We start from the raw sequence: 23,037 nt of genomic DNA, 5'->3' as shown, positions 1-23,037 counted from the left end.
AGATGATGTCTAACCAGAATTTAAATCAGCATAGCGCGATTCTTGCCGCAATTGTCGAATCGTCTGACGATGCCATTGTAAGTAAAGATCTGAATGGCATTGTAACCAGCTGGAATCCGGCAGCCGAAAGAATATTTGGCTACGCCGCAACAGAAATGATAGGGCAGCCCATCTTAAAAATTATTCCTACCGACCGCAAGGAAGAAGAAACAGAAATCTTAAGGATTTTAAGCTCTGGAGGACGTTTGGATCATTTTGAAACCAAGCGGATGACCAAAGACAATCGACTGCTTGATATTTCTTTAACCATTTCGCCCATCAAAGATGCTGATGGAAAGGTTATTGGCGTATCTAAAATAGCCAGAGACATTACCGAACTGCGACAAAAAGAAGAAAAAGAAGCCGTATTGGCTGCCATTATCGAATCGACAGACGATGCCATCATCAGCAAAACCCTAACAGGAATCATCACCAGTTGGAACCCTTCTGCACAACGCATGTTTGGCTATTCATCTGCAGAAATGATTGGCCAATCTATTTTAAACCTTATCCCCGACGACCGTAAGGAAGAAGAGCCGCTTATTATCTCTAAACTTAAACAAGGCGATCGGGTGGAGCATTTTGAAACCAAACGGGTTACCAAAACCGGTGCAATCATCGATGTGTCTTTGACCATTTCGCCCATTAAGAACAAGGCCGGCGAAATTACTGGCATATCTAAAATAGCCAGAGACATTACCGAGAAAAAACAAGAAGACCAGCGGAAAAACGACTTTATGGCCATTGTAAGCCACGAACTCAAAACCCCGTTAACATCTATCAAAACCTATATTCAGCTCTTGCAGGCCAGGGCCAAAAAAAATCCCGACGACTTTACCATCAGTGCTTTGGACAAGGCAGATGTGCAGATTAAGAAAATGACCAATATGATCCACGATTTTCTGAACCTGTCGCGTTTGGAAGAAGGGGGGATGCCATTGAACAAAACCAAGTTTAGCCTTTCCGAACTGTTGGAAGAACTGATTTTTGATGCAAGGATGTTGTTTCCGGGCCATGAAATCGCATTGCAACTGGACAGGGACTCGTCCATTTTTGCCGATCGCGATAAAATAGGGCAGGTGATGCTTAATTTGTTGGGTAATGCGGCCAAATATTCGGGTGCCGAAAGCCTCATCAAAGTAAGTGTCGAAACAGGGGCAGGAAAAACCAAGATAAGCGTAAGCGACCAGGGGATGGGCATTATGCCAGCCGATCAGCAGAAACTTTTCGAAAGGTTTTACCGTGTACACGCCCTGCATTCGAGCAATATTTCGGGCTTTGGCATCGGTTTGTACCTGGTGTCCGAAATTTTGAAATTGCACAACAGCGAAATCAAAGTACAAAGTGAACCCGGTGTTGGCTCTACATTTTATTTTTGGTTAGATCATGCCTAACTTAGGTAAAATATCCAAATCCATACCCCATGAAAATTGCAACTTACAATGTAAACGGCGTAAATGGGCATCTGCCGGTGTTGTTGCGTTGGCTTGGCGAGAGCCAACCTGATGTAGCTTGCCTGCAGGAACTGAAAGCGCCACAAGACAAATTTCCGCTCAGTGCCATCGAAGATGCCGGTTATCAGGCCATTTGGCATGGCCAAAAAAGCTGGAATGGGGTGGCTATCCTGAGCCGTGGCCTCGAAATGAAGGAAGTGAGGCGTGCCTTGCCCGACAACGATGCCGACGAGCACAGCCGCTATTTGGAAGTGATGGTAAGCGATATGGTAGTAGGTTGTTTGTACCTGCCCAACGGCAACCCGGCTCCCGGACCAAAATTCGACTACAAACTGCAGTGGTTTGAGAAGTTGAGGCTGCATGCACAATCCTTGCTTAAGGAGGGATTGCCTACGGTTTTGGTAGGCGATTACAACGTTATTCCTACGCCTTTCGATGTGTACAAGCCCGAGCGTTGGGTAGATGATGCCTTGTTCAGGCCCGAAACCCGCCAAGCCTATCAGGAGCTGTTGGCGCAAGGTTGGACAGATGCCATCAGAAAACTTTATCCCGAAGAAAAAATATACACTTTTTGGGATTATTTTAGAAATGCCTATGGCCGCGATGCGGGACTTCGAATTGATCATTTCCTGCTCAGCGATGCCCTTACGACAAAATTGCGCGGTGCTGGCGTAGACAAACAGGTGCGGGGCTGGGAAAAAACGAGCGATCATGCGCCAGTGTGGATCGAATTGCATTAAAAATAAATAGGGTAACTCAATCTTCTTGTTATGAAACACCAATACCTTAAAGTCAGCATATGGGCTTGTTTTGCACTGGTTTTATTGTCTGCTATTGTTCAGGCTCAGCATAGTCCGGAAAAAAAGTACAAGCAGGATCCTTTAAAAATGGATACCGTTAGCAAGCTTTTCAGAAAAGCCTATGCCCCGCAGGCGCCAAAAGGAGCCCCAAATGTGGTGTTGATTATGCTCGATGATGTGGGTTTTAGTACGGCTTCAGCTTTTGGTGGCTTGGCCGAAACGCCCGTATTCGAGAACTTGGCCAAAAATGGACTTAAATACACCAATTTCCGTACAACGGGTTTGTGCGCACCTTCGCGCGCGGCCTTGTTAACCGGTCGCAACCACCACAATGTGCACATGGGGCACTTTACCGAAACGGCCTTCGATGCGCCGGGCTACGATGCCTATATGCCCTTTGAAAAGGCAACCCTGGCCGAAATACTCCGCGAAAACGGCTACAATACTTTCGCAGTGGGCAAGTGGCATTTAACACCAGTACTAGAACGCATGGCAGCCGGGCCTTTTAACCGCTGGCCAACGGGTAGGGGCTTCGATCGTTTTTATGGTTTCCACGAATCGGCTACCGATCAGTATTACCCTGTTTTATGGGAGGGAATCAGCAGTGCACCGATTGATACAGCTCTGGGGAAACACTTAAATACCTATTTGGCCGATAAATCGATAGCTTATATTAAGGAGCAAAAAAAGGCGTCGCCGAATAAGCCCTTTTTCCTTTACCTCACACCGGGCGCCTTGCATTCGCCTATGCAGGTAGACAAAGAATGGATTGATCATTACAAAGGCCGGTTTGATATGGGCTGGGATAAATACCGCGAAGTAGTGTTGGCTAGGCAACAAGCGATGGGCTTGGTTCCACAAGCTACGAAATTGCCTCCTCGTCACGAGAAAATTATGGCTTGGGAAACGCTTTCTGCCGCCGAAAAAAAAGTAACCGCTAGGGCTATGGAAGCCCATGCAGGTTTTCTTTCGCAAACTGACCATGAAATTGGCCGTATTATTGAGTTTATTTCCAATATTGGTCAGCTAGACAATACCATTGTGATGGTGATAATCGGCGATAACGGAGCCACCAAATATACCGAAGACATCCCCGGCGAACCCGAAGGCATGGAGCAGGCCAGTAGGGAAGAGCGTGCCAAGGCTGCCCTGCGCAATATAGACAAGATCGGACGTAAAGACTTTAAAGGCGATATCCCTTTGGGCTGGACACAGGCGAGCAATGCCCCATTTAGGCTGTGGAAAGCCGATGCCAATGCCGAAGGCGGAACGCATAACCCGATGATCTTTTTTGCACCCAAATTTGTAAAACAAGCGGGGATACGCAAACAATATGTTCACCTGATTGATGTTTGGCCAACGCTGGTCGAACTGAGCAAAGCTACGGTGCCTCAAAGTATCAATGGCTATGCGCAAGAACCTATAGACGGCATTAGTTTTGCCTATAGTCTGAACGATGCGGGCGCTAAGGATCGTCATACCGAACAATATTACGAAACAGGCGCTTCGAGGGCCATGTACAAAGATGGTTGGAAAGCCTCGGCCTACCATAAGCTGGGTACTTCTTACCTCGACGATGTTTGGGAGCTGTACAACATGCAGACCGATTTTAACGAACAGGAGGATTTGGCTAAAAAATATCCCGCCAAGTTGGCCGAATTGAAGGCTTTGTTCGAAAAGACAGCTTTACGTAATAATGTTTATCCTTTGCACGAAACCTGGTTCCCGAAAAGCATCAAATTGCGCATCAGCGACAGCAGGTATACCGACGAAAAGCCTCCAAAATAAAGGAAATCTGCTGTTGATGAAAAATTAACTGCTTGTCATTCAGTGGAGATGTTGATTTGGCCTAAAAAAATGATTTTTCCATTTTCATTTATGGTGCTGTTTTCTTATGTTTGCAATCCCTTTACAAGAAAGGGCATAAGATACCGATCGGGGTGTAGCGTAGCCCGGTATCGCGCCACATTTGGGATGTGGAGGTCGTAGGTTCGAATCCTGCCACCCCGACCAACGAAAGCCTCTTTGCGAAAGCAGAGAGGCTTTTTTGTTTTGGCGAAATATTAGTAGAAAGCATATAAAAGCCTCTAAGCATTTACGTTTAGAGGCTTTTTGTTAGCGAGGCCAGTGCCAAGCTTTATTTATACTTAATATTCAACGAAATAATGTCAGAATTCATGTTGATGTTTTTGGTATAATGGCCATAACGCAGCTCAAGCATGCTCAGGTGTTGCAAGCCAAATACGCCTTTTGGGGGCGCAAAGCGGATGCCGGCCCCATAAAAATTGCTGTTGAACTTAGAAAGGTCGTAATTGCTGTTGTAATATTCGTCGGTTGCGGTATGTACTTGGTAAGGCGCAAAATACTTGGCCGCGCTTTGGGTGTAATAACGGTAAAACGGACTGATCGAGAAGAAAGGCGTTACCTTGATCGGTACTTCGATATCGGCCGTATGCGAGTTTACGCCCCAGTTGTCGGTGTAAAAACGATAATAGGTCCTGATGATGAAACGGTCGCCCAAAAAGTAGTTGGCCCTAAAGCCCAGCGGTATTTTAAACCGGCTGTCGGGCAGATTCTCTTGGTGCACACTGCCATCGTTAAAATATACCCGGTGAAATGGCAGGCTCAAATAGCCGTTCTGCTGTACCAAGTCGGCCAGGAACATGATTTGCAGGTTCTGATTGATGATTTGCGAATAGGAGAGTGAACCCGCAAAGGTATTTCTGGCAGCCGAGCCATAATTCTCATGCCCTAGCAAGCCACTCGGTCGCAGTTCGATAGGCTGAACAAGCTTTACCTGATCCAGGTAGGTCTGCAATTTGGCCGTAAACTCGCCACTTCTGTCTTTTGTTTTGGCCGAAAAGCTCACATTGCCACCAAAAGACTGGTAGTCGAACTCGCTTGACGAGGACAAGCCCAAAGCAAAAGTAGTTCCCTTTTTCTCGTTCTCCATGCTCCAGCTTAGCGAAGGATAGATGCGCGTATCGGCATGCGAAGCCGATGAATTGGCATGCAGGTCGATCATATCAGACGAGGCCGAAGTATAATGGTCTATGCCCACTTCCAGTCCAAAAGTATGCTTCCTCGACTTCGAATCGTACTTGCTCAATTTTACATCGAATACATTGGCAATATCGGTCAGTTTTTGCGAGCCGATGCCTCCTGTTACAGCCGCGTTATTGCCGTTTTGGGTATAATAGCTCGATACGAGGTTAATTTCGTCGAGTTTGAGTTTCCGGCTTTCAAAACCCGTATTTTCTTTTGGGGCGGTGGTTTGTGCTTGGCTATGCAATAGCGCAAAAGCCATGGCTGCGGTTAAAAATATCTTTTTCATCCTGCGTCTTGATTAATTACAGCCACAGCCACCACCGCTTTTGCCGGCGTTGGCCCCTGAAGATCCCTCGCGATAGCCCTGAAAGCTCAACTCCGTTTTTTCTACCTTACGGTTAGCCAAAGCCATTTCTGCATCGTTGAGCTTGTTTTTTTGGTATTCCTTTACCGTGGTGCAGGAAGAAACGAGCAACATCCCTACCCATATAATGGCGGGGACAAATCCATTTTTAATATTCCTTCTTCTCATTGTATATTGATGTTTTTTGTGGTATAAATCCGATTGTCGTCGTCAATGATGATACAAGCCAGATGCTTGATCTGGTTAATCAGGTTCAGGCCTGCCGCAATACCCATAATCGTTACTGGCGTGGCCATGGCATCGGCAATTTCTGCATTCGGACTGATGATGGTGACACTTTTGATGCCGGTAACCGGCAGTCCGGTTTTGGGATTGATGGTATGCGAATATTTTTTGCCGTTTATTTTGACAAACTTTTCGTAGTTGCCCGAAGTAGCTACGGCCATGTCGGTAACATTGAGGTAAGAAAAGGGAAGTTCGCGGTGGTCGGGATTGGCGATACCAATGGTCCACGGATTGCCATTAGCTTGCTTGCCCCAGGTGGTCAAATCGCCCGAAGCATTAACGATGCCGCTTTTTACCCCTTCTTTGAGCAATAAGGCCTTGGCCATTTCGGCAGCGTAGCCTTTGCCAATGCCTCCAAAACCAATGCGCATGCCTTTTTCTTTGAGCATGATACTGCATTCGGTTTCGTTTAAGATGACGTTTCTATAATTGATAAGCCTAACTAGGCTCCGGGCCGTATCTTTGTCGGGTAAAGCCGTCATCTGCTGATCGAAATTCCAAAGTCTTTTGTCTATCGAGCCATAGGTAATGTCGAAAGCCCCGTCCGTAATCGCCGAAATCCGCAATGCGCGTTGCACCAAATCAAAAACCTCTCGGTCTACCTTTACTGGCGCAATGCCAGCCTGTGCATTGATTTGGTTGGTTTGGCTCTTTTCGTCGAAAGTAGTGAGCAAGCGTTCGATTCTCCTGATTTCGGCTATGGCCAGTTCTATTTTGGCTTCGGCCCAAGCCTCGTCTGGCCCAACCACCGTAATCTCGAAGCGGTTGCCCATCAGTTTTTCTACCTTTTTAAAGGCTTGAAGTATCGGAATAACGCTATCTGTTGGCATCGCAGAGCTGTTTTACTTCGTTGGCGAAAGCTTGGGCATTTTCATCGGGCAAACCATCCCAAGCTTTGATTACTTTGCCGTCGGCATTGAGCAAAACGGTATAAGGGAATTTTCCGAATGAATTGTAGCTATCGGCAAGTGTTTCGTTTTGTTTCTTGACGTTGGGTGCCAACTGGTTTTTCTTGCTTCGCGGGAAGTCGGCATTGACCATGATCAGGTTTTTGCCGGCCATATCCAAAAATGTGGCATCGCCAAAAATCTCCTTGTGCATGCGTATGCAGGGGCCGCACCAATCTGAACCCGAAAAGTTAAGCAAAATAAGTTTATGGTCTTGTTTGGCCGTTTTTTTGGCGTTTTCGAAACTAGGTTCCCAAGCTGTGAAAGAGGCGACGATGAGGTAGCAGGTAATCAGCAAAAGATTTTTCATATAATTTATCAAAACGTTTCGATATCAATTCATCATTAAACTAAGCCACCAGCTTGGCAATGCCAAAGGCCGCCGCGGCGGCAAGCAGGCCAATTAAAGTGACTTTGAGCGCACCTGCAATAGGACGTTGGCCTGTAATCTTGCTTTTGAAATAGCCAAAAACAAAAAGACAAATGGTAGTGAACAAAGCAGATACAAGCAGGCCATTAGTGGGGGTGTTGGTAAAAAAATAAGCCGACAAAGGCAATAGGCCTCCTATAAAGTAAGCTGTACCGATGGTAAGCGCCGAATTTCGAGCCCGGTTGGCATTTGGTTTTTCAAGGCCCAGTTCAAATTTCATCATAAAATCTACCCACTTGTCCTTGTCGCGAGCCAATTCGTTGGCCAATAGTTCCTGGCCACTTTCGCTAATGCCGTAAGTAGCGAAAATGTCTTTCACTTCCTGCTTTTCTTTTTCGGGTACATGCGCCACTTCGTCATATTCTCTTTGCAGTTCGCTTTCATAATGCTCCTGTTCGGTTTTTCCAGCCAGATAGCCACCTAGACCCATGGCAATACAGCCGGCCACAATTTCGGCTATGCCAGCCGTAATGATGATCGAATTGCTGCTTACCGCACCACTTAAGCCCGCGGCCAATGCAAAAGGCACAGTCAGTCCGTCGCTCATGCCAATCACTACATCGGTAATGAAGTCAGAGCTCTTTAAGTGTGTTTCGTGGTGGTTGCTTGTCATCATCAGTTTTTGAGTTGTCCGCCGTTAATCATATCAGAAACAATTCCTTTTTTATCCTTGTTTTCGGCCAGGTAAACCCCGCCAATATGCAAGGCGATAAAGCCAAGGATAGGGTACATGCAAAATCCATGGATTTCTTTGAGCGAGTGGCTGAAGGATTTGGCGAGGCCAAGTTCGGCTTTAAAGGCGATGGTCAGGCCGGTACTCACCATAACCAGTAGCAATACGTAAAAAAGAAGATAGAGCGATTTGATGCCCAATTCGTACCTGGCTTGGCGTTTCAGGGCTTGGTTAGATAGGTAGCGTTTTAAGGTGCGCGTAAAATTCTGAATAAAACTGTAATCCTTTTTTGAAGCTATTTCTACCACAATTCGATAAAGGAACAAGGCCGCCAAGGCATAGCCGAAATAAATGTGTACATCCCAAACCTGGTCTTCGAGGCCATGAGCTACCGACCTGGCTTGCTGTTGCGAAACGCTGGCACCAGCATTAGCCAGCTCTTTTTGGATGAAACTTCCGCTCGAGCCACCATCGAACAAGGTAGCGTTGACCAGTACGGTTAATAGCGATCCTGAAATGACAAGTGTATTTGCCCAGTGCCAAAAACGGATTTGGGGCGAATATTTGGGGGTATTTGTTTGGGATGTTGCTTTCATATCAAATAAATATAGCACTGAAATATGAAGACATCCTGAAGAATGTAGCCAAAATTTGGCCAGCTGAAATCCTTTTTATCACAAATTAACTTAAGTTTGGCTAATTTGTTTTTCTTTATCTAAAAACCAGAAATAGCATGGGTGCTGGCATAGGCATTGTCGTTTTAATCATACTTGGGGTCGTTAAATGGCTGATGAGGCCAAAAAGAGAAAGTAATTTGGAGTACTTCCTCCAATCCAATAAAGATAGCCATGGCCTTGCGGAAGAGCCCGAGGAGGAGCCCGAAGCATTGCCGGCTTACATAGCAGGTGGATATGTTAATGTTTTTGGGCAACAGTACCACCTTATCCGATTGGATTATTGTTCGGCAAGGCATAAGCTGGCTTTGCTTCATTATAAAAAGGACGGCTATTATTACCTAACCATCATTGATACGTTGGAGCAGCAAATAGCGAACGAATTTGTCCTGAATTTGTCGTTTTCGAAAATGATAACCGAATATTTCCCTTTATACAGGGCTAGATACCCTTATCATTATCCTGATTATTCGCCCACAAACCAATACTATACGGTAAACGATGGCCTGACCGGGAAATTTAGAGAACTGGAAATGCTCCACTTTTTCAAAGTCGATTTTGATAAAGGTGAAGTTGTTTTATTTGGCCGGGTGTTCAGCTATGACTATCGTAATTCCAATTTGATCAGCGAGGACCGTAATTTCGACGAGTTTAGCTTTGAGCGTTACGGTTTTGATGGTGGACAACAGATCCAAAAGACATTTAAGCACAAGGATATAGCTTATGCGGCCTTTAGCCAAAACAAACTTTTCGTCGTCAATTCTGGATCGTTTTCGGATTTTAACGATCTATTGGTTTTTTGGCCCGAAACCGGCGAAGAAACGTTTTTTGAGCTGCTGAATAATGACGATTTGATGGAAGAAAAGGGATTTTATTATGAATATGTCGAAGAGCTGGTTGCCCTAGGCAATACCGGTAGGTTTGGTTTTATTGCTGAAAACCCAACTTACGGAGCTATGGGCGTTAAAATTGTTGAAGTTTTGGATGGCCAAACCCTAAAAATGTATTATGATATGGACGATGTGGAGCTCGAAGGCGCTTTCAGAAACCTGACATTTAATTACAGGCTAGACGAGTTCGTTGTGCTGTATTATACCTACCCTGGGAATATGGATATTCATGTTTATGCCATTCATGGCGAAGAAAAGAAGCCAATCCAGGTTATCAAAACCCCATATCGCCATCACGACGATAATTTCAATGATGCCAAATACCTCAACAACGAAAAGCTTGTGATCATCAAGCTCGATAAAATCATCATCTATCACCTGCCAAGCGCCAAATTGGAAAAGGAAATAGAAAGAGATGCTTCCTCGCCATATTTTGTTGCCGAAAACCAAATTTGGTACTGTTTTGAAGGCAAGCTATTGGTACATCACGATGCCGAAGTTACTGCCAATTGATGGTTGGTAGCCGTTGTTTTACGGCAATTCAACTTTATAGTAGCTGTAGTTTTTTAGCCATTTTTGTTGCTGGTAAACTTCTTCATAGCCTTTGATGTAAAATACGCTATCGCTGGCCCACCTGATTTCCTCCACGGCAAAATCGTCGCTATGCAAACTGGCAATCGCTTTCCAGGCCTTGCCGGCAGGCGCTTTGGGATTGAATTGTAAAATGCCGATATCCGTATTTTTATGCTGATAGGCGGTATTGTCGTAATAAACAAAGTTGAGGTAGTTTACCGACGGAAGGGGCAAGCCCACATGCCAGTCGCCGAAAGAAGCAATGTTGTACCTGAAGCCGGTTTGGGTATCGAGCAGGAAAAGCTGTCCGAAGCCAATCCCTTCTGCCGATGAGTTGTTGGAAATGGCATAGTATTTTAAGCGGGGCAAAAAGCCTAAAAGTTCATAACCGTTCCATCCCTTACTTGCGCCTCCATCGCTGTATGCTTTAAATTTTTGCTTGCCTTTGGCCGTTTGGAGGTAAAAGTGGCCATTTTCGGTTTCAATGTGGGGCATAGTCCACGCCTTGGGGCTCGGCAGCTGGTTAAATGCCGTTGCAGACGCTGCACTGACCCGAAGCTTGGGCAAGCGTTCAAAAGCTTCGGTAGTGCCCAGCATTACTTCTTTTTTTGAACTGTTTGGTTTCTTTTGAGCATAAATGTTGAGGCCAATCGAAGCCAGAAGCAAAATCAAAAACAGGTTTTTCATGGCGTGTAAATTCGGTTCCTTGTGTTTTCACAAATTTTAGGCCGAAAACCGAGCTTAATCCATAGCACCAAATTTTTATGGATTATATCGGTGCTATTCCTATTTTTGATGTTGTAACAACTACCTCATACCTTCATGAAAAACACCTTCCTATTGTTAATAGCCCTAGGCTTTTTTGGCCCTGTTCCTGTAAATGCACAAGAGATTAAAGTAAGCCTGCTGGCCAAAAAACAACCCGTTTTTACGCAAAGCAATCAAAATCCTGTTTTAAGGCTGTCTGTCAATAATACCAGTTCACTTAGTTTAAATGCCTTTTCGGGTACTGTTGGTGCCGAATCGGTTAAGGATATCGAAAAAATAGAGTTGTATGATTCCGATACGCTAAGCCATTTTACGACTAAGCATTTGCTGGGCGAAGCCCAAATCGACGGCCGTAAATTTACCATCAAGTTCAAGGAGCCAGCTACTTTTAACCAGCATCACCTTTGGCTTAACGTAGTGCTGAAAAATTCGGCGAAGCTTTCGCATCAGCTCTTGTTGCAAGCCGATTATTTTTTGGCCGGCAACGGTAAGCAGATCCGTTTGGATAGGGAGCAGTTTGCGTTTAGGATAGGGCGTGTGGTTAGAAAACATGGCGACGACAACGTAGATACCTATCGTATACCCGGCATAGCCACCACGGTTTCTGGCGCACTGATTTCGGTTTACGATATCCGTTACCTCAACGCCAGAGATTTGCCTGCCAATATTGATGTGGGCATGAGCCGAAGTTTAGATAGGGGCGAAACCTGGGAGCCGATGAAGGTCATTATGGACATGGGCGAACCCAACGAAAACAATGGGGTGGGCGATCCCGCTATTTTATACGATGCCAAAACCCATACCATTTGGATGGCAGCCTTATGGAGCAAGGGCAATCGTTCTATATCTGGTTCTAAACCAGGTCTTTTGCCTGATGAAACTGGACAATTGGTTTTGGTAAAAAGTACCGACGATGGGCTGACTTGGTCGAAACCAATAAGTATTACCGCTGAAGTAAAAAATCCGAAGTGGAACCTGTTTTTTAATGGTCCGGGTACAGGTACGGTAATGGCCGATGGAACTTTGGTGTTCCCGGCGCAGTATTGGGACGAAAATAAACTGCCACACTCTACCATAATCTACAGCAAAGACCAGGGACAAAGCTGGAAGGCTGGTATAGGCGCCAAAAACAATACCACCGAAAGCGCCGTGGTAGAAACGGTACCGGGGCAACTGATGCTCAATATGCGCGACAATGCCGGAAAATTCAGAAGCATAGCCACCACCAACGATTTTGGACAAACCTGGCAGACGCATCCCACTTCGGCAAATACCTTGGTCGATCCTGTCTGCATGGGCAGCCTTATCCGTGCCAAGGCCAAAGTAAAGGGCAAGCTCCAAGAGGTGCTGTTTTTCAGCAACCCCAATTCGTCGGTTTCCAGAAAAAACCTAACGCTTAAAGCCAGTTTAGACCTGGGCCAAACCTGGAGCGAAAAGGCGCAGCTGCTTATCGACGAACGCGAATCGTATGGCTATTCGGCACTGACCATGATCGACGAAAATACCATCGGCATTTTATACGAGGGCGTCCGCGACCTTTATTTTGTTCAGGTTAAGGTAAATGATTTGTTTAGGTAGATTAATCTTATGCCGTTGTTTTTGAGTTGATTAAATTTCTGTTTTTCTTGTTTTAATCCCCATGGCTAATAACCATAGGCAGATTCCTATCTCGCCAATGCTGGCTGGCATCCTGATGTAACTGGCTATGCCATAGCTGCTGTAATGTGGCAGGGCGGTGCTTGCAAAAACATTGATGAGGTAACCCAAACAGCCCAGTATCAAAAAGATGCCCAAAATTTTTGGCAATCGGTTAGAGCGGTAAACCAAATAACCAAAAGGCAGGAGCCACAAGCCCCAAAACAGCTGTACGATTTTTATGCCGTGGCCATAGCTATCGAGCGAGAAAAGAACCTGTTGCTGAACCTGCTGGCTGCTTAAACCCTTCAGGTATGCCGGTGCATCGACCAAGGTAAGCACATCAAATTTATGTTGCAGGTTAAGCAAGGCGATGGGCACGCTTACAATAGCCAAAATGACCATCAGTTTGGCGCAGTTTTCGTTTACCTGTCGCAAGAGTTGGTACAAGGCCAGGGGCAAGGCCAAAAAGGCTAGGTAGCAGAGCATGCTGCTTACGATATCCCACCTCAACAATTGTACAGATTCTGTCAGGCTATGCAGGGTTTTGGCCGGGTCGTCCCAAAAAATAAGCTTTGAGGGTACGTAGCCCAAGCTAAACGTGCCGGTAAGTACTACCACCAGGTAAATAGCGCCGGCCAGGCGTGCGGTTTTTTGATCAGTATTCATAGCTGTTACGGTTTTGTTTTGGCCAGGTAATAGCCAGACATACGATGATTGCGGTTAAAATAATCTCTAAAAGGGCCAAATAGCCGTAAAACAGCATCCATTTGTCGAGAGAGGTAGCTAAAATTAGCGCCATGATTAAACTGAACAAGAGGCCTGCCACAATATTGGCAATTTTGTTGGCTTTGGCTTTTAGTGAAACCGAGAGGAAAATCATCAGTGCCGGAATGCTCATCATCAGGGCAAAGCCCAATAAAGCATAAGGCGTTGTTTGGCCTACGCCCGAATGTCCGTCCATGAGGTTTTTGATACGCCCTGGCACAAACAGCGAAAAGAAATCGCCGTATACGTAACAGAACATGACGGCTGTCCATAAAAATGCCAGCCTAATCTTAATGTTTACCTTAAAATGTTCAAGTTGTTGGTTTTTAGGATGATTTGAGTTCATGTTTTTGCTGGTTTGGTTTGGGTTGTCTGGCTTAACTTGAGTATGGCCGCTTTCATTAGACGAAGCAGGGTAGCAAATAGTTGCAAACAATTTTCAATTCGTTGTGTCGAATGGGTTTACTTCAAAATCTCTACAGAATTAACCGCTAAATTGTGCGTTATTAAGTTATGGATTTTGTTCAGCTGGAGGCTTTGGTAAGTGATTTTGTGCAGCAGCTCTTTCGCGAGAAGCTGAGTGCCAAGCTCTATTTTCATAATGTGGTCCATACCCAACATGTGGTCAATGCCGCCCGAGAAATTGGAATGAATGCCGGTCTCGATACCAAAGAACTCGAAACGGTGCTGTTGGCCGCCTGGTTCCACGATACCGGCTACACCGAAACCTATCAGCAGCACGAATTGGCCAGTGTAGAAATCGCGGTTCAGTTTTTGGCCGCGCATGGCTTGGTCAAGCACCAGCTAGGCGATGTAACCACCTGCATTTTGGCCACTCGGTTTCCACAACAGCCTGTTAACCTCATGGAAAAGGTAATTTGCGATGCCGATTTCTATCATTTTTCGATGGATAACTACCTCGCCTTTGCGCAATCGCTCAAACAGGAGTGGGAAGAGGTAATCGGTTTGCAGTATACCCCTTTGCAATGGAATTCGATTAATTTGAAAATGTTGCTGAACCATCGCTATTTCACCAGTTTCGGGCAGCACCAATTGCAAAGTTGCAAGGAAAAAAACATTCGTCTGCTGCAACAATTGATTTGATTTATGTTCTTGACGTTTAATTTCATTAATTTGAAACATGAAAATCCTGGTTATCGAAGACGAGAAAGCTTTACGCGATAGCATATTGAGCTATTTTACCGAAGAAGGCAATATTTGCGAATCGGCCTCGAACTACCAGTCGGCCTCCGAAAAAATAGCGCTTTACAGTTACGACTGCATTCTGCTCGACCTTGGCTTGCCTGATGGCGAGGGGATGGAGCTGTTGAGCGATTTGAAAAAACTGAAAAAGAAGGATGGCGTGCTCATTATTTCGGCCAGGCACTCGCTTGATTCTAAACTGGCAGGTCTCGATTTGGGCGCCGACGATTATTTGGTCAAGCCTTTTCACCTCTCCGAACTCAAGGCCAGGGTAAGCGCCATTGTGAGGCGCAAGAATTTTGATGGCGACAACGTGATTGCCTACCATGAAATTAATGTCGACGTTATGGCCATGACCGTTACGGTAAATAAAAAGCCGGTGGTACTCACCAAAAAAGAATTTGAGCTATTGGTTTATTTTCTGGCCAATAAGGGTAAGGTAGTGACCAAAAATGCCATGGCCGAGCATTTGTGGGGCGATGAAATGGATATCGCCGACGATTTCGACTTCATCTATACCCATGTCAAAAACCTGCGCAAAAAACTGCTGGAAAACGGTTCGCCCGATTACCTGAAGTCTATTTACGGAATTGGCTATAAATTTGGCAACTAAATGAAACTGGCCACCAGATATAACCGCGTTAACCTGCTTGCCTCCTTGGTGGTGCTCATCATTACCGGCATCATCTATTATACGGTCATCCATTTTATCCTTACCGAAAAGCTGGATAAGGATTTGGCGGTAGAAGAAGACGAAATTATTCAATATGCCAAGCATTACGGCCGCTTGCCGTTACCATCCAGTTATATCGATCAGCAGGTTTATTACCGCGAACTGCGCGATACCAGTATTGACGTCAGGAAGTTTCATTATACCGAATACCTCAATGCCAAGGAGCACGAAACCGAACCGGGCAGGAGCCTGGTTACTTCGGTAAGCCTGAATGGCAAGAAATATGAAGTGACGATCATCAAATCGAGGGTAGAATCGGAAGATCTGGTGCGCATTATCCTGCTCATTACCCTGGGTGTAACCATAATCCTGCTGTTGGCGCTTATGCTCATCAATCGCTTCGTATTGAACAGGCTGTGGAAGCCTTTTTATACCATCTTGAACCAGATGAAGACCTACGAGCTGACTAAGATGGACGATATTGTTCAGGAACCTACCAATATTGACGAGTTTAGGGAGCTGAACCGTTCGGCCAATGCCATGGCCGCCCGGGTAAAACAAGATTATAAGGAACTCAAAAGCTTTGCCGACAATGCTTCGCACGAAATGATGACCCCTTTGGCCATTATCAATTCCAAGCTCGATTCGTTGTTGCAGACCGAATCTTTCACCGCCGAGCAGGGCGAAATACTGGAAGATATTTATCATGGTGTAGGGCGTTTGTTTAGGCTCAACCAATCGTTGCTGCTGTTGGCCAAAATAGAAAACAACCTCATTCCCGATTTGCAGGAGATTGCCATGGAAGAGCTGGTGGCCAATAAAACCAGGCAGTTTCAGGAACTTTTCGAAAAAGATGGTCTTGTGTTGCACCTCGAACTGGCGCCTTGTACCGTGCAAATGAGCAAGTACCTGGCCGATATCCTGTTGAACAACCTGCTGAGCAACGCCATTAGGCACAACCACAACGGTGGCACTGTCGAAATCAAGTTGCAGGCCAATTCGTTGCAAATCAGCAATACGGGCAAAAATGTAGCGCTCGACAAGCAGTTGTTCGAACGCTTTTCCAAATCGGCTGCTTCTGAGGGCATGGGCCTTGGATTAGCCATTGGCAAACAGATCTGTGCCTTGTATGGTTTCGCAATCAGTTATGCCTATCAGGACCAACGGCATCGGTTTACCATCAATTTTAAACCCTAGCTTAAAACTTCAGGATTTCTACATTTTAGCTACAGAATTGCTACATAATTGGATGCTAGTTTTATTAAAAAAAATAACACCATGAAAAAAATAGCTGTATTATGTTTAGCACTAGGGCTTGCGGTTTCGACAAGCTATGCACAAAAAGTAAATGCCAGTAAAGTGCCGGCCCCGGTAAAAGCGGCGTTTGCCAAAAACCATGCGGGTTTGACCAAGGTGAGCTGGGAAATGGAAAAAGCCAATTTTGAAGCCGGATTTACCCTAAACGGCAAAGAAACCAGCGAAGTTTATACCCCACAAGGCGTGTTGTTGGAAACCGAAGTAGAAATTAAGGTGTCTGAACTGCCAGATGCGGTAAAAATGAAGCTGAAAGGCCAAAAAGTTGCCGAAGCTGCCAAAATTACCAAAGCCGATGGCACGGTGGTTTACGAGGCGGAAGTAAAAGGCAAAGATTTGCTTTTTGATGCCCAAGGCAATCCCATTAAACCTTAGTTTATCTTTCTCCAAATGAAAAACATTTTAACAGGTGCCCTGCTGTGGTTGTGTACGGCAGGTACCTGTTTAGCACAGCAGCCAGATACGCTGGCCTTGGCAGATGCACAACAAATCGCACTCAAAAATATCCATCAGGAAATAAAACCGCTTAAGTTCAAGCCTGCCGCATTTATTGCCCCTGTGGCATTAATGGGTTATGGCTTTGCGGCGGTTTACAACAATGGCGCATTAAAGGAACTCGATGAAAGCACCAGGGCCGAATTGCAGGAAGATCATCCGCTGTTTGCTGCCCATGTTGACGATTACATACAGTTTGCACCGGCTCTGGCCGTTTACGGACTGAATCTGGCCGGAATAAAAGGTCAGCACAATTTATTGGATGCTTCGATGTTGTATGTAACCTCGGCGGCTATCATGGGACTTTCCACCCATTTCGTTAAAAATGGCGTGCAACGTCCTCGTCCAGATAATTCGGGTTTTAACTCATTCCCCTCTGGCCATACCGCTTCGGCTTTTGCGGCCGCCGAATTTTTATACCAGGAGTACAAAGGAGTTTCGCCATGGTATGGCTATGCCGGTTATTTTGTAGCCACGGCTACCGGCACTTTGCGCATGTATAACAACAAGCATTGGTTTAGCGATGTGGTGGCCGGGGCAGGCTTTGGTATTGCTTCTACCAAAATCGCTTACCTTGTTTATCCTTATATCAGGAGGGTGTTTACCGGTAAATCGGTACAAAACCTTTCGGTAATGCCCTACAGGCAGGAAGGCGCCAATGGGCTGATGGCCAGTTATAAATTTTAAAATCAAGTTGATGAAGTGGCTACTGGCTAATTGTAGTAATTCTTCAACTTTCTTCATTAACTTTAAGTAAAGTAAATCCGCTCTATTGATGAAAATCAGCTCGAGATTTTTGATTTTTTGCATCCTAATGCTGCTACAGACCGTTGTGGCTAAGGCACAAACGCCACTTAAAAGCATCGACGATTTCTTGCAGGAAGCCGCGCGCCTCAGCCCCGTGCTCAAAGACTATAGAAACCAGCAACAATCGCTTAAAATGGATAGCCTCTTGGCGCTTGCCACCAAAAAGCCACAGGTTTCGGCCAGTGCGGCAGGGTTATATGCGCCGGTGGTTAAAGGCTATGGCTACGATGAAGTGCTAACCAACGGACAGGCTTTAGAAGCCCTGCTTACCGTTAATTACGATGTATTGAACAAGAAAAGAATCAATAACCAGCTTGCGGGCGTTAAGCTGCAAAGCGATTCGGTTAAATATGCCAGCCAGCTTTCGCTGTTCGATCTTAAAAAGTCCATAACCGATCAATACATTACGGCCTACGCCAGTCAGCAGGAAGTGGCATTTAACCAAGAACTTACCCGTTTGCTCCAGCAAGAGGAGAGCCTGCTCAAACAATTGACCCGGAGCAATGTGTACAAGCAATCAGAGTACCTTACTTTTTTGGTTACCCTGCAGCAGCAGCAACTGGCTTTAAAGCAGTCTGAAATCCAGTATAAAAACGATTATGCCACCTTGAACTATCTGGCCGGAATTACAGATACGGCTACGGTGGCCTTGGCCGAACCCAAATTAGAGAACAAGGCCGCGCAAATGGGCGCCAGCTTTTTTGTGCAACGTTTTACCATCGACAGTTTGAAAAACCTGAACCAAAAACAAGCCGTAGACCTCAATTACCAGCCCAAATTTGGCGTGTATGCCAATGGAGGCTATAATTCGTCGTTTGTGTTGCAACCCTATAAAAATTTTGGGGCAAGTGTGGGCTTTACGCTGTCTATTCCAATTTACGATGGACATCAGCGCAAAATGCAATACGAAAAACTGAGCCTGGGCCTGTCGTCATCGGCCTATTACAAAGATTTTTTTGTACGCCAGCAACAACAACAGTTACATTTGATTGCACAACAACTCCGTGCCAGCGAAAGTTTGTTTGGCCAGTTGAACCAGCAACTTAAGTTTGCCAAGGGGCTGATTGAGGTAGACAGCAAGCTCTTGCGCACCGGCGATGTGCATGTAGCTGATTATGTGATTGCCATTAATAATTACCTGGCTGCACAGCAACTGTTGAGGCAAACCACTACCAATAGGCTCAAACTCATTAATCAATTTAACTACTGGAACAATTAATTTATATGAAAGGCGCTATCAAAATTTTATGTCCTGCGGTTTTTGCACTATTGGCTTTGGCCTCTTGTCAGCAACAAACCGATACCGAAGCCGAACCGCCCGTACCTGTCACACCTGTACAAGTAGTTTCGGTGGCAGATACAACACTGTTGGAAACCATTGATGTAAACGCGGTGTCGGCCTATCTGGAAAAAAGCTTTGTCAAGGCAAATATCAATGGCTATATCCAAACGGCCAATGCGCAAACCGGCAAGCAGGTAGGCAACGGACAGTTGCTTTTCAGTTTGATTACCAAAGAAGCCAAGGCTATTGGCAACAGTGTAAACAAGCTCGATCCCAACCTTAATTTTTCTGGCGTTGCCCAAATCAGGGCCGCGCAAGCAGGGTTGATTGTGCAGGTAAATCACCAAAAAGGCGATTACGTACAAGATGGCGAGGCTTTGGCCACCATCAGCAACCGCAACAGTTTGGTGTTTTTGCTCGATTTGCCTTATGAGTACAACCAGCTGATCAATACCAATAAAAACATCAGCATTGAATTGCCCGACGGACAGCGCCTGCAAGGCAGTTTGGCTGGTACCATGCCTTCGGTCGATTCGTTGGCGCAGACCCAACGCTACATTCTGAAGGTAAATACGGCTACTGCCATTCCCGAAGGACTGATTGCCAAGGTGAAATTGATCAAAAGCAACCGTGCAAATACCCAGGTACTGCCTAAATCGGCCGTGTTGGCCAATGAAACCGAAGAAGAGTTTTGGGTAATGAAAATGATCAACGATTCTACAGCCATTAAGGTAAGCGTGAAAAAAGGAATCGAAAATAATGGCTTTGTAGAGGTACTCAGTCCCAAATTCGCCCCAACTGATCGTATTGTAACCACAGGGAATTACGGCATAGCCGATACGGCGAAGGTCAAAATCATGAAATAAGATGAAGAATTTTTTCCTTTCCCATAAAAATCCTATCCTGGCCGTACTGATTATTGTATTGCTGGGCGGAGCCTATTCCTTTTTGCAACTCAAAACCTCGCTGTTTCCAGAAATTACTTTCCCTAAAATCAAGGTCATTGCCGAGGCGGAGCTCCAGCCGGTCGACAAAATGGTGCTTACGGTAACTCGTCCCTTAGAAAATGCGGTAAAACAGGTTCCCGACTTGCAATTGGTCAGAAGTACCACCAGTAGGGGCAGTTGCGAATTATCGGCTTACATGAACCCTGGTGCCGATATCGACCTCAGTCAACAACGGATTGAGGCACAGATTGCAAAAATAAGCGGCTTTTTGCCACCGGGAGTAAATATTTCGGTCGAGAAAATGAACCCTTCCATTTTGCCGGTAAGCGGTTACAGTTTAGAAAGCCATTCCAAATCGCCTGCCGAACTCAAACGCATAGCCGATTATACCGTTAAGCCCTTTTTATCGCAGGTTAATGGCGTATCCGAAATCAGGGTGATTGGTGGCAAGACCAAGGAATTCTGGGTTGAGCTCGATCCGCAAAAAATGCAGACCTTGAGCATTTCGCCCGATGAGGTAAGCACCGCTTTGGGGCAAACCAATTTCATCAAATCTAATGGCTATCTTTCGCAATCGCATTTTTTGTACCTCTCGGTTACCGATGCTACAGTTAAAAGCAAAACCGATCTGGAAAATCTGGTGCTGGCGCGAAAAGGCAATCGTATGGTGCAGCTGAAAGACATTTCCAACGTCAAAATACAGGAAAGCGTAGAATATACCCGCATCAATGCCAATGGCAAAGATGGCGTGCTCATTGCGGTAATCAAACAGCCTAATGCCAATCTGGTCGATTTGTCGGCCCAAATGGTTGATAAAGTAAAGCAATTGAAAAGCATGTTGCCTGCGGGCGTAAGCATCAAACCTTATTATGTACAGGCCGATTTTGTAAACGAATCGGTAAAAAGCGTTAGAGATAGCCTTTGGGTTGGTCTGGCCTTGGCCATTGTGGTGGCTATTGTCTTTTTAAGGTCGCTTAAAGCCAGCGCCACGATATTGGTAACCATCCCGATTACGCTCTGCCTGACCATCATCGTGCTCTATTTTATCGGTTATTCGCTAAATATCATGACTTTGGGTGCTATTGCGGCGGCCATCGGCTTGATCATCGACGATGCCATTGTGGTGGTAGAACAGATCCACCGTACGCACGAGGAGCATCCAGAAGAACCGACCGTAAACCTGCTCATTAGGGCCATTAATTACCTGTTTCCAGCCATGCTGGGTTCTTCCATTAGCACCATTGTTATTTTTATCCCTTTTGTGCTGATGACTGGGGTTGCCGGTTCCTATTTTCAGGTGATGACCAATACCATGATTATTGCCTTGGTATGCTCGTTTTTTGTAACCTGGATTGGTTTGCCGGTGGTTTACCTTTTGCTCACCAAGAATAGCGGAAAGCATTCGTTGCGTGCCAAAACAAAAGTGCAGGAAGTGAAATCGCAGGGCTGGGTGCGCTATTTTATCCAACGTTCGTGGATCAGCTTTGCTTTTCTAGCCTTGTTGGTGCTGTCTGTTGTACTGGTATTCCCCAATCTGCAAACCGGATTTCTGCCCGAAATGGACGAGGGTAGTATTGTGCTCGATTATGCTTCGCCACCGGGAACTTCACTCGAAGAAACCGACAGGATGCTGAAAGAAGTAGAAAAAAAACTGGTCAAGATACCCGAAGTGCAGGCTTATTCGAGGCGTACAGGTACCCAAATGGGATTCTTTATTACCGAACCCAATACCGGCGATTACCTGATCCAATTAAAACCAAGCAGGACCAAAACTACGGAAGAAGTGATCTCGGAAATCCGTAGCCAAATTGAAAGTAGCCAACCGGCTTTGGTTATCGATTTTGGACAGGTGATAGGAGATATGCTCGGCGATTTGATGAGCTCTACGCAACCCATCGAGGTGAAGGTTTTTGGCAACGACCAGGCAACACTGCAAGCACTTTCTAAAAAAGTGGCCGCTATTGTTTCGAAAGTGAACGGCACGGCCGATGTTTTTGATGGCATTGTGCTTTCGGGGCCAACCGTCAACATTCAACCGAATTTCAATTTGTTGGCCCAATACGGCATCACGCCAGTGAGTTTTCAAACGCAGGTGCAAACGGCGATGCAGGGTAACCTGATTGGCGATTTATACGATAAGCAATTGCTGTCGCCAATTCGCATGGTCTATCCCAACAGCCGTAGCTTTGGTATTCAGGATATTGGCAGGATGAAGCTATTCCTGCCTAATGGAACGGCCATCCCGATACAGCAGTTGGCCAAGGTAGACATACAGGCTGGCAGTGCCGAAGTGCAACGGGAAAACCTGCAGTCGATAGGAGTGATTACTGCACGTTTAGACAACCGCGATTTGGGCAGTGCCATGAAAGATATCCAAACGGCGGTTAGTTCAAAAGTTAACCTGCCTTCTGGCTACCACATCGAATATGGCGGGGCCTACAAAGAGCAGCAGCAGTCTTTTGCCGAGTTGCTGACCATCTTAATTGCATCGAGCTTGCTGGTATTCAGCGTCATTCTGTTTCTGTTTAAGGATTTTAAGATTGCCTTCCTGATTTTGGTTATTGCCGTGTTGGGGATTTCGGGCAGCTACCTGGCCTTGTTCATCACCCATACGCCATTGAACGTGGGCAGTTACACCGGCTTGATCATGATTGTAGGTATTATTGGCGAGAATGCTATTTTCACCTTTCTACAGTTTAAGGAATCGTTGCACGAAAAAAACGTAGACGATGCCATTACCTATGCCATTTCTACGCGTTTGCGCCCCAAATTAATGACCGCCTTGGGCGCCATTATTGCGCTGATGCCATTGGCCTTGGGTATTGGAGCCGGAGCGCAATTGCACCAGCCTTTGGCTATTGCCGTAATCGGCGGCTTTATAGTGGGCCTGCCTTTGTTGCTTATTGCATTGCCAAGCCTGATCAGGAAATTTTACCGTTAACAGAAAACAGAATCGCCCCGAGCCAGT

General features: G+C 45.8%; 22 protein-coding genes and 1 tRNA gene. 14 read left to right on the top strand and 9 right to left on the bottom strand.

What is annotated here, in order from left to right:
- The first annotated feature begins 2 nt into the window (after positions 1-2).
- The 4 genes from VRU48_RS05565 to VRU48_RS05550 all read left to right on the top strand — a co-directional run bounded on the left by VRU48_RS05565 (position 3) and on the right by VRU48_RS05550 (position 4,306).
- On the top strand, positions 3-1,433 hold the full coding sequence (locus tag VRU48_RS05565; RefSeq protein WP_330106933.1) for a PAS domain S-box protein: 1,431 nt from the start codon (positions 3-5) through the stop codon (positions 1,431-1,433).
- A 29-nt stretch (positions 1,434-1,462) separates the two neighbouring features.
- Positions 1,463-2,233 (top strand): exodeoxyribonuclease III, encoded by a 771-nt coding sequence (gene xth, locus VRU48_RS05560; protein WP_330106932.1) that lies wholly within the window; start codon positions 1,463-1,465, stop codon positions 2,231-2,233.
- A 30-nt stretch (positions 2,234-2,263) separates the two neighbouring features.
- Positions 2,264-4,081: an arylsulfatase gene (locus tag VRU48_RS05555; RefSeq protein ID WP_330106931.1), complete on the top strand. Its 1,818-nt coding sequence runs from the start codon at positions 2,264-2,266 to the stop codon at positions 4,079-4,081.
- Positions 4,082-4,229: 148 nt separating this feature from the next.
- A tRNA-Pro gene (locus tag VRU48_RS05550) sits at positions 4,230-4,306 on the top strand.
- A gap of 124 nt (positions 4,307-4,430) precedes the next feature.
- Here VRU48_RS05550 and VRU48_RS05545 read toward each other — a convergent pair.
- The 6 genes from VRU48_RS05545 to VRU48_RS05520 are packed head-to-tail and all read right to left on the bottom strand — an operon-like array spanning position 4,431 to position 8,636.
- The gene (locus tag VRU48_RS05545; RefSeq protein WP_330106930.1) at positions 4,431-5,627 is read right to left on the bottom strand and encodes a DUF3570 domain-containing protein; all 1,197 of its coding nucleotides are present in this window, start codon (positions 5,625-5,627) and stop codon (positions 4,431-4,433) included.
- A 12-nt stretch (positions 5,628-5,639) separates the two neighbouring features.
- Positions 5,640-5,873, bottom strand: coding sequence for a DUF4266 domain-containing protein (locus VRU48_RS05540; protein WP_330106929.1), 234 nt, complete (start codon positions 5,871-5,873; stop codon positions 5,640-5,642).
- A complete protein-coding gene (locus VRU48_RS05535) occupies positions 5,870-6,820 on the bottom strand; it encodes an FAD:protein FMN transferase (RefSeq protein ID WP_330106928.1) in 951 nt (316 codons plus the stop codon). Before VRU48_RS05535 ends, VRU48_RS05540 begins: the two co-directional genes overlap by 4 nt.
- Positions 6,807-7,247: a thioredoxin family protein gene (locus tag VRU48_RS05530; protein WP_330106927.1), complete on the bottom strand. Its 441-nt coding sequence runs from the start codon at positions 7,245-7,247 to the stop codon at positions 6,807-6,809. The genes VRU48_RS05535 and VRU48_RS05530 overlap by 14 nt, the downstream gene beginning before the upstream one ends.
- A gap of 40 nt (positions 7,248-7,287) precedes the next feature.
- Positions 7,288-7,983 carry a VIT1/CCC1 transporter family protein gene (locus VRU48_RS05525; protein WP_330106926.1) on the bottom strand — a complete coding sequence of 232 codons (696 nt, stop codon included), beginning with the start codon at positions 7,981-7,983 and terminating at the stop codon, positions 7,288-7,290.
- Entirely contained in the window at positions 7,983-8,636 is a 654-nt protein-coding gene (locus VRU48_RS05520; protein WP_330106925.1) for a cytochrome b/b6 domain-containing protein, read from the bottom strand. Before VRU48_RS05520 ends, VRU48_RS05525 begins: the two co-directional genes overlap by 1 nt.
- Before the next feature lie 194 nt (positions 8,637-8,830).
- Here VRU48_RS05520 and VRU48_RS05515 point away from each other — a divergent pair, with 194 nt between their 5' ends.
- On the top strand, positions 8,831-10,117 hold the full coding sequence (locus VRU48_RS05515; RefSeq protein ID WP_330106924.1) for a hypothetical protein: 1,287 nt from the start codon (positions 8,831-8,833) through the stop codon (positions 10,115-10,117).
- Positions 10,118-10,135: 18 nt separating this feature from the next.
- Here the strand turns inward: VRU48_RS05515 and VRU48_RS05510 are convergent, their stop codons facing one another.
- Positions 10,136-10,864, bottom strand: a complete 729-nt coding sequence (locus tag VRU48_RS05510) for a hypothetical protein (RefSeq protein WP_330106923.1) — start codon at positions 10,862-10,864, stop codon at positions 10,136-10,138.
- A 135-nt stretch (positions 10,865-10,999) separates the two neighbouring features.
- Between VRU48_RS05510 and VRU48_RS05505 the strand changes: the two genes are divergently transcribed.
- Positions 11,000-12,523: an exo-alpha-sialidase gene (locus tag VRU48_RS05505; RefSeq protein WP_330106922.1), complete on the top strand. Its 1,524-nt coding sequence runs from the start codon at positions 11,000-11,002 to the stop codon at positions 12,521-12,523.
- 30 nt (positions 12,524-12,553) lie between these two features.
- On the opposite strand, the gene VRU48_RS05500 is transcribed toward VRU48_RS05505, so the two are convergent.
- Positions 12,554-13,249, bottom strand: coding sequence for a DUF4386 domain-containing protein (locus VRU48_RS05500; protein WP_330106921.1), 696 nt, complete (start codon positions 13,247-13,249; stop codon positions 12,554-12,556).
- A complete protein-coding gene (locus VRU48_RS05495) occupies positions 13,239-13,694 on the bottom strand; it encodes a DUF6326 family protein (protein ID WP_330106920.1) in 456 nt (151 codons plus the stop codon). The genes VRU48_RS05500 and VRU48_RS05495 overlap by 11 nt, the downstream gene beginning before the upstream one ends.
- A 167-nt stretch (positions 13,695-13,861) precedes the next feature.
- On the opposite strand from VRU48_RS05495, the gene VRU48_RS05490 reads away from it, so the two are divergent.
- The 8 genes from VRU48_RS05490 to VRU48_RS05455 all read left to right on the top strand — a co-directional run bounded on the left by VRU48_RS05490 (position 13,862) and on the right by VRU48_RS05455 (position 23,010).
- Complete coding sequence (locus VRU48_RS05490; RefSeq protein WP_330106919.1) at positions 13,862-14,452, top strand: HD domain-containing protein; 591 nt, start codon at positions 13,862-13,864, stop codon at positions 14,450-14,452.
- Between the two features lie 37 nt (positions 14,453-14,489).
- Positions 14,490-15,164: a response regulator transcription factor gene (locus VRU48_RS05485; RefSeq protein WP_330106918.1), complete on the top strand. Its 675-nt coding sequence runs from the start codon at positions 14,490-14,492 to the stop codon at positions 15,162-15,164.
- A complete protein-coding gene (locus VRU48_RS05480; protein ID WP_330106917.1) occupies positions 15,165-16,421 on the top strand; it encodes a sensor histidine kinase in 1,257 nt (418 codons plus the stop codon). It begins immediately after the preceding gene.
- An 81-nt stretch (positions 16,422-16,502) separates the two neighbouring features.
- Positions 16,503-16,913, top strand: a complete 411-nt coding sequence (locus VRU48_RS05475; protein WP_330106916.1) for a hypothetical protein — start codon at positions 16,503-16,505, stop codon at positions 16,911-16,913.
- A 15-nt stretch (positions 16,914-16,928) separates the two neighbouring features.
- Positions 16,929-17,720, top strand: coding sequence for a phosphatase PAP2 family protein (locus VRU48_RS05470; protein ID WP_330106915.1), 792 nt, complete (start codon positions 16,929-16,931; stop codon positions 17,718-17,720).
- Between the two features lie 127 nt (positions 17,721-17,847).
- Positions 17,848-19,059 (top strand): TolC family protein, encoded by a 1,212-nt coding sequence (locus VRU48_RS05465; protein ID WP_330106914.1) that lies wholly within the window; start codon positions 17,848-17,850, stop codon positions 19,057-19,059.
- A gap of 5 nt (positions 19,060-19,064) precedes the next feature.
- The gene (locus VRU48_RS05460; protein WP_330106913.1) at positions 19,065-19,988 is read left to right on the top strand and encodes an efflux RND transporter periplasmic adaptor subunit; all 924 of its coding nucleotides are present in this window, start codon (positions 19,065-19,067) and stop codon (positions 19,986-19,988) included.
- Between the two features lies 1 nt (position 19,989).
- Positions 19,990-23,010: an efflux RND transporter permease subunit gene (locus tag VRU48_RS05455; protein WP_330106912.1), complete on the top strand. Its 3,021-nt coding sequence runs from the start codon at positions 19,990-19,992 to the stop codon at positions 23,008-23,010.
- Positions 23,011-23,037: the final 27 nt, after the last annotated feature.

This window comes from Pedobacter albus (genome assembly GCF_036324255.1).
GTDB lineage: Bacteria > Bacteroidota > Bacteroidia > Sphingobacteriales > Sphingobacteriaceae > Pedobacter > Pedobacter albus.
This window is presented reverse-complemented; position numbering and strand designations above follow the sequence as displayed.

Coding starts and splice junctions, on each gene's coding strand:
- VRU48_RS05555 (WP_330106931.1), top strand. CDS start 2,264: ATGAAACACCAATACCTTAAAGTCAGCATATGGGCTTGTTTTGCACTG.
- VRU48_RS05480 (WP_330106917.1), top strand. CDS start 15,165: ATGAAACTGGCCACCAGATATAACCGCGTTAACCTGCTTGCCTCCTTG.
- VRU48_RS05565 (WP_330106933.1), top strand. CDS start 3: ATGATGTCTAACCAGAATTTAAATCAGCATAGCGCGATTCTTGCCGCA.
- VRU48_RS05520 (WP_330106925.1), bottom strand. CDS start 8,636: ATGAAAGCAACATCCCAAACAAATACCCCCAAATATTCGCCCCAAATC.
- xth (WP_330106932.1), top strand. CDS start 1,463: ATGAAAATTGCAACTTACAATGTAAACGGCGTAAATGGGCATCTGCCG.
- VRU48_RS05530 (WP_330106927.1), bottom strand. CDS start 7,247: ATGAAAAATCTTTTGCTGATTACCTGCTACCTCATCGTCGCCTCTTTC.
- VRU48_RS05490 (WP_330106919.1), top strand. CDS start 13,862: ATGGATTTTGTTCAGCTGGAGGCTTTGGTAAGTGATTTTGTGCAGCAG.
- VRU48_RS05525 (WP_330106926.1), bottom strand. CDS start 7,983: ATGATGACAAGCAACCACCACGAAACACACTTAAAGAGCTCTGACTTC.
- VRU48_RS05545 (WP_330106930.1), bottom strand. CDS start 5,627: ATGAAAAAGATATTTTTAACCGCAGCCATGGCTTTTGCGCTATTGCAT.
- VRU48_RS05460 (WP_330106913.1), top strand. CDS start 19,065: ATGAAAGGCGCTATCAAAATTTTATGTCCTGCGGTTTTTGCACTATTG.
- VRU48_RS05495 (WP_330106920.1), bottom strand. CDS start 13,694: ATGAACTCAAATCATCCTAAAAACCAACAACTTGAACATTTTAAGGTA.
- VRU48_RS05485 (WP_330106918.1), top strand. CDS start 14,490: ATGAAAATCCTGGTTATCGAAGACGAGAAAGCTTTACGCGATAGCATA.
- VRU48_RS05500 (WP_330106921.1), bottom strand. CDS start 13,249: ATGAATACTGATCAAAAAACCGCACGCCTGGCCGGCGCTATTTACCTG.
- VRU48_RS05540 (WP_330106929.1), bottom strand. CDS start 5,873: ATGAGAAGAAGGAATATTAAAAATGGATTTGTCCCCGCCATTATATGG.
- VRU48_RS05505 (WP_330106922.1), top strand. CDS start 11,000: ATGAAAAACACCTTCCTATTGTTAATAGCCCTAGGCTTTTTTGGCCCT.
- VRU48_RS05475 (WP_330106916.1), top strand. CDS start 16,503: ATGAAAAAAATAGCTGTATTATGTTTAGCACTAGGGCTTGCGGTTTCG.
- VRU48_RS05510 (WP_330106923.1), bottom strand. CDS start 10,864: ATGAAAAACCTGTTTTTGATTTTGCTTCTGGCTTCGATTGGCCTCAAC.
- VRU48_RS05535 (WP_330106928.1), bottom strand. CDS start 6,820: ATGCCAACAGATAGCGTTATTCCGATACTTCAAGCCTTTAAAAAGGTA.
- VRU48_RS05470 (WP_330106915.1), top strand. CDS start 16,929: ATGAAAAACATTTTAACAGGTGCCCTGCTGTGGTTGTGTACGGCAGGT.
- VRU48_RS05455 (WP_330106912.1), top strand. CDS start 19,990: ATGAAGAATTTTTTCCTTTCCCATAAAAATCCTATCCTGGCCGTACTG.
- VRU48_RS05515 (WP_330106924.1), top strand. CDS start 8,831: ATGAGGCCAAAAAGAGAAAGTAATTTGGAGTACTTCCTCCAATCCAAT.
- VRU48_RS05465 (WP_330106914.1), top strand. CDS start 17,848: ATGCTGCTACAGACCGTTGTGGCTAAGGCACAAACGCCACTTAAAAGC.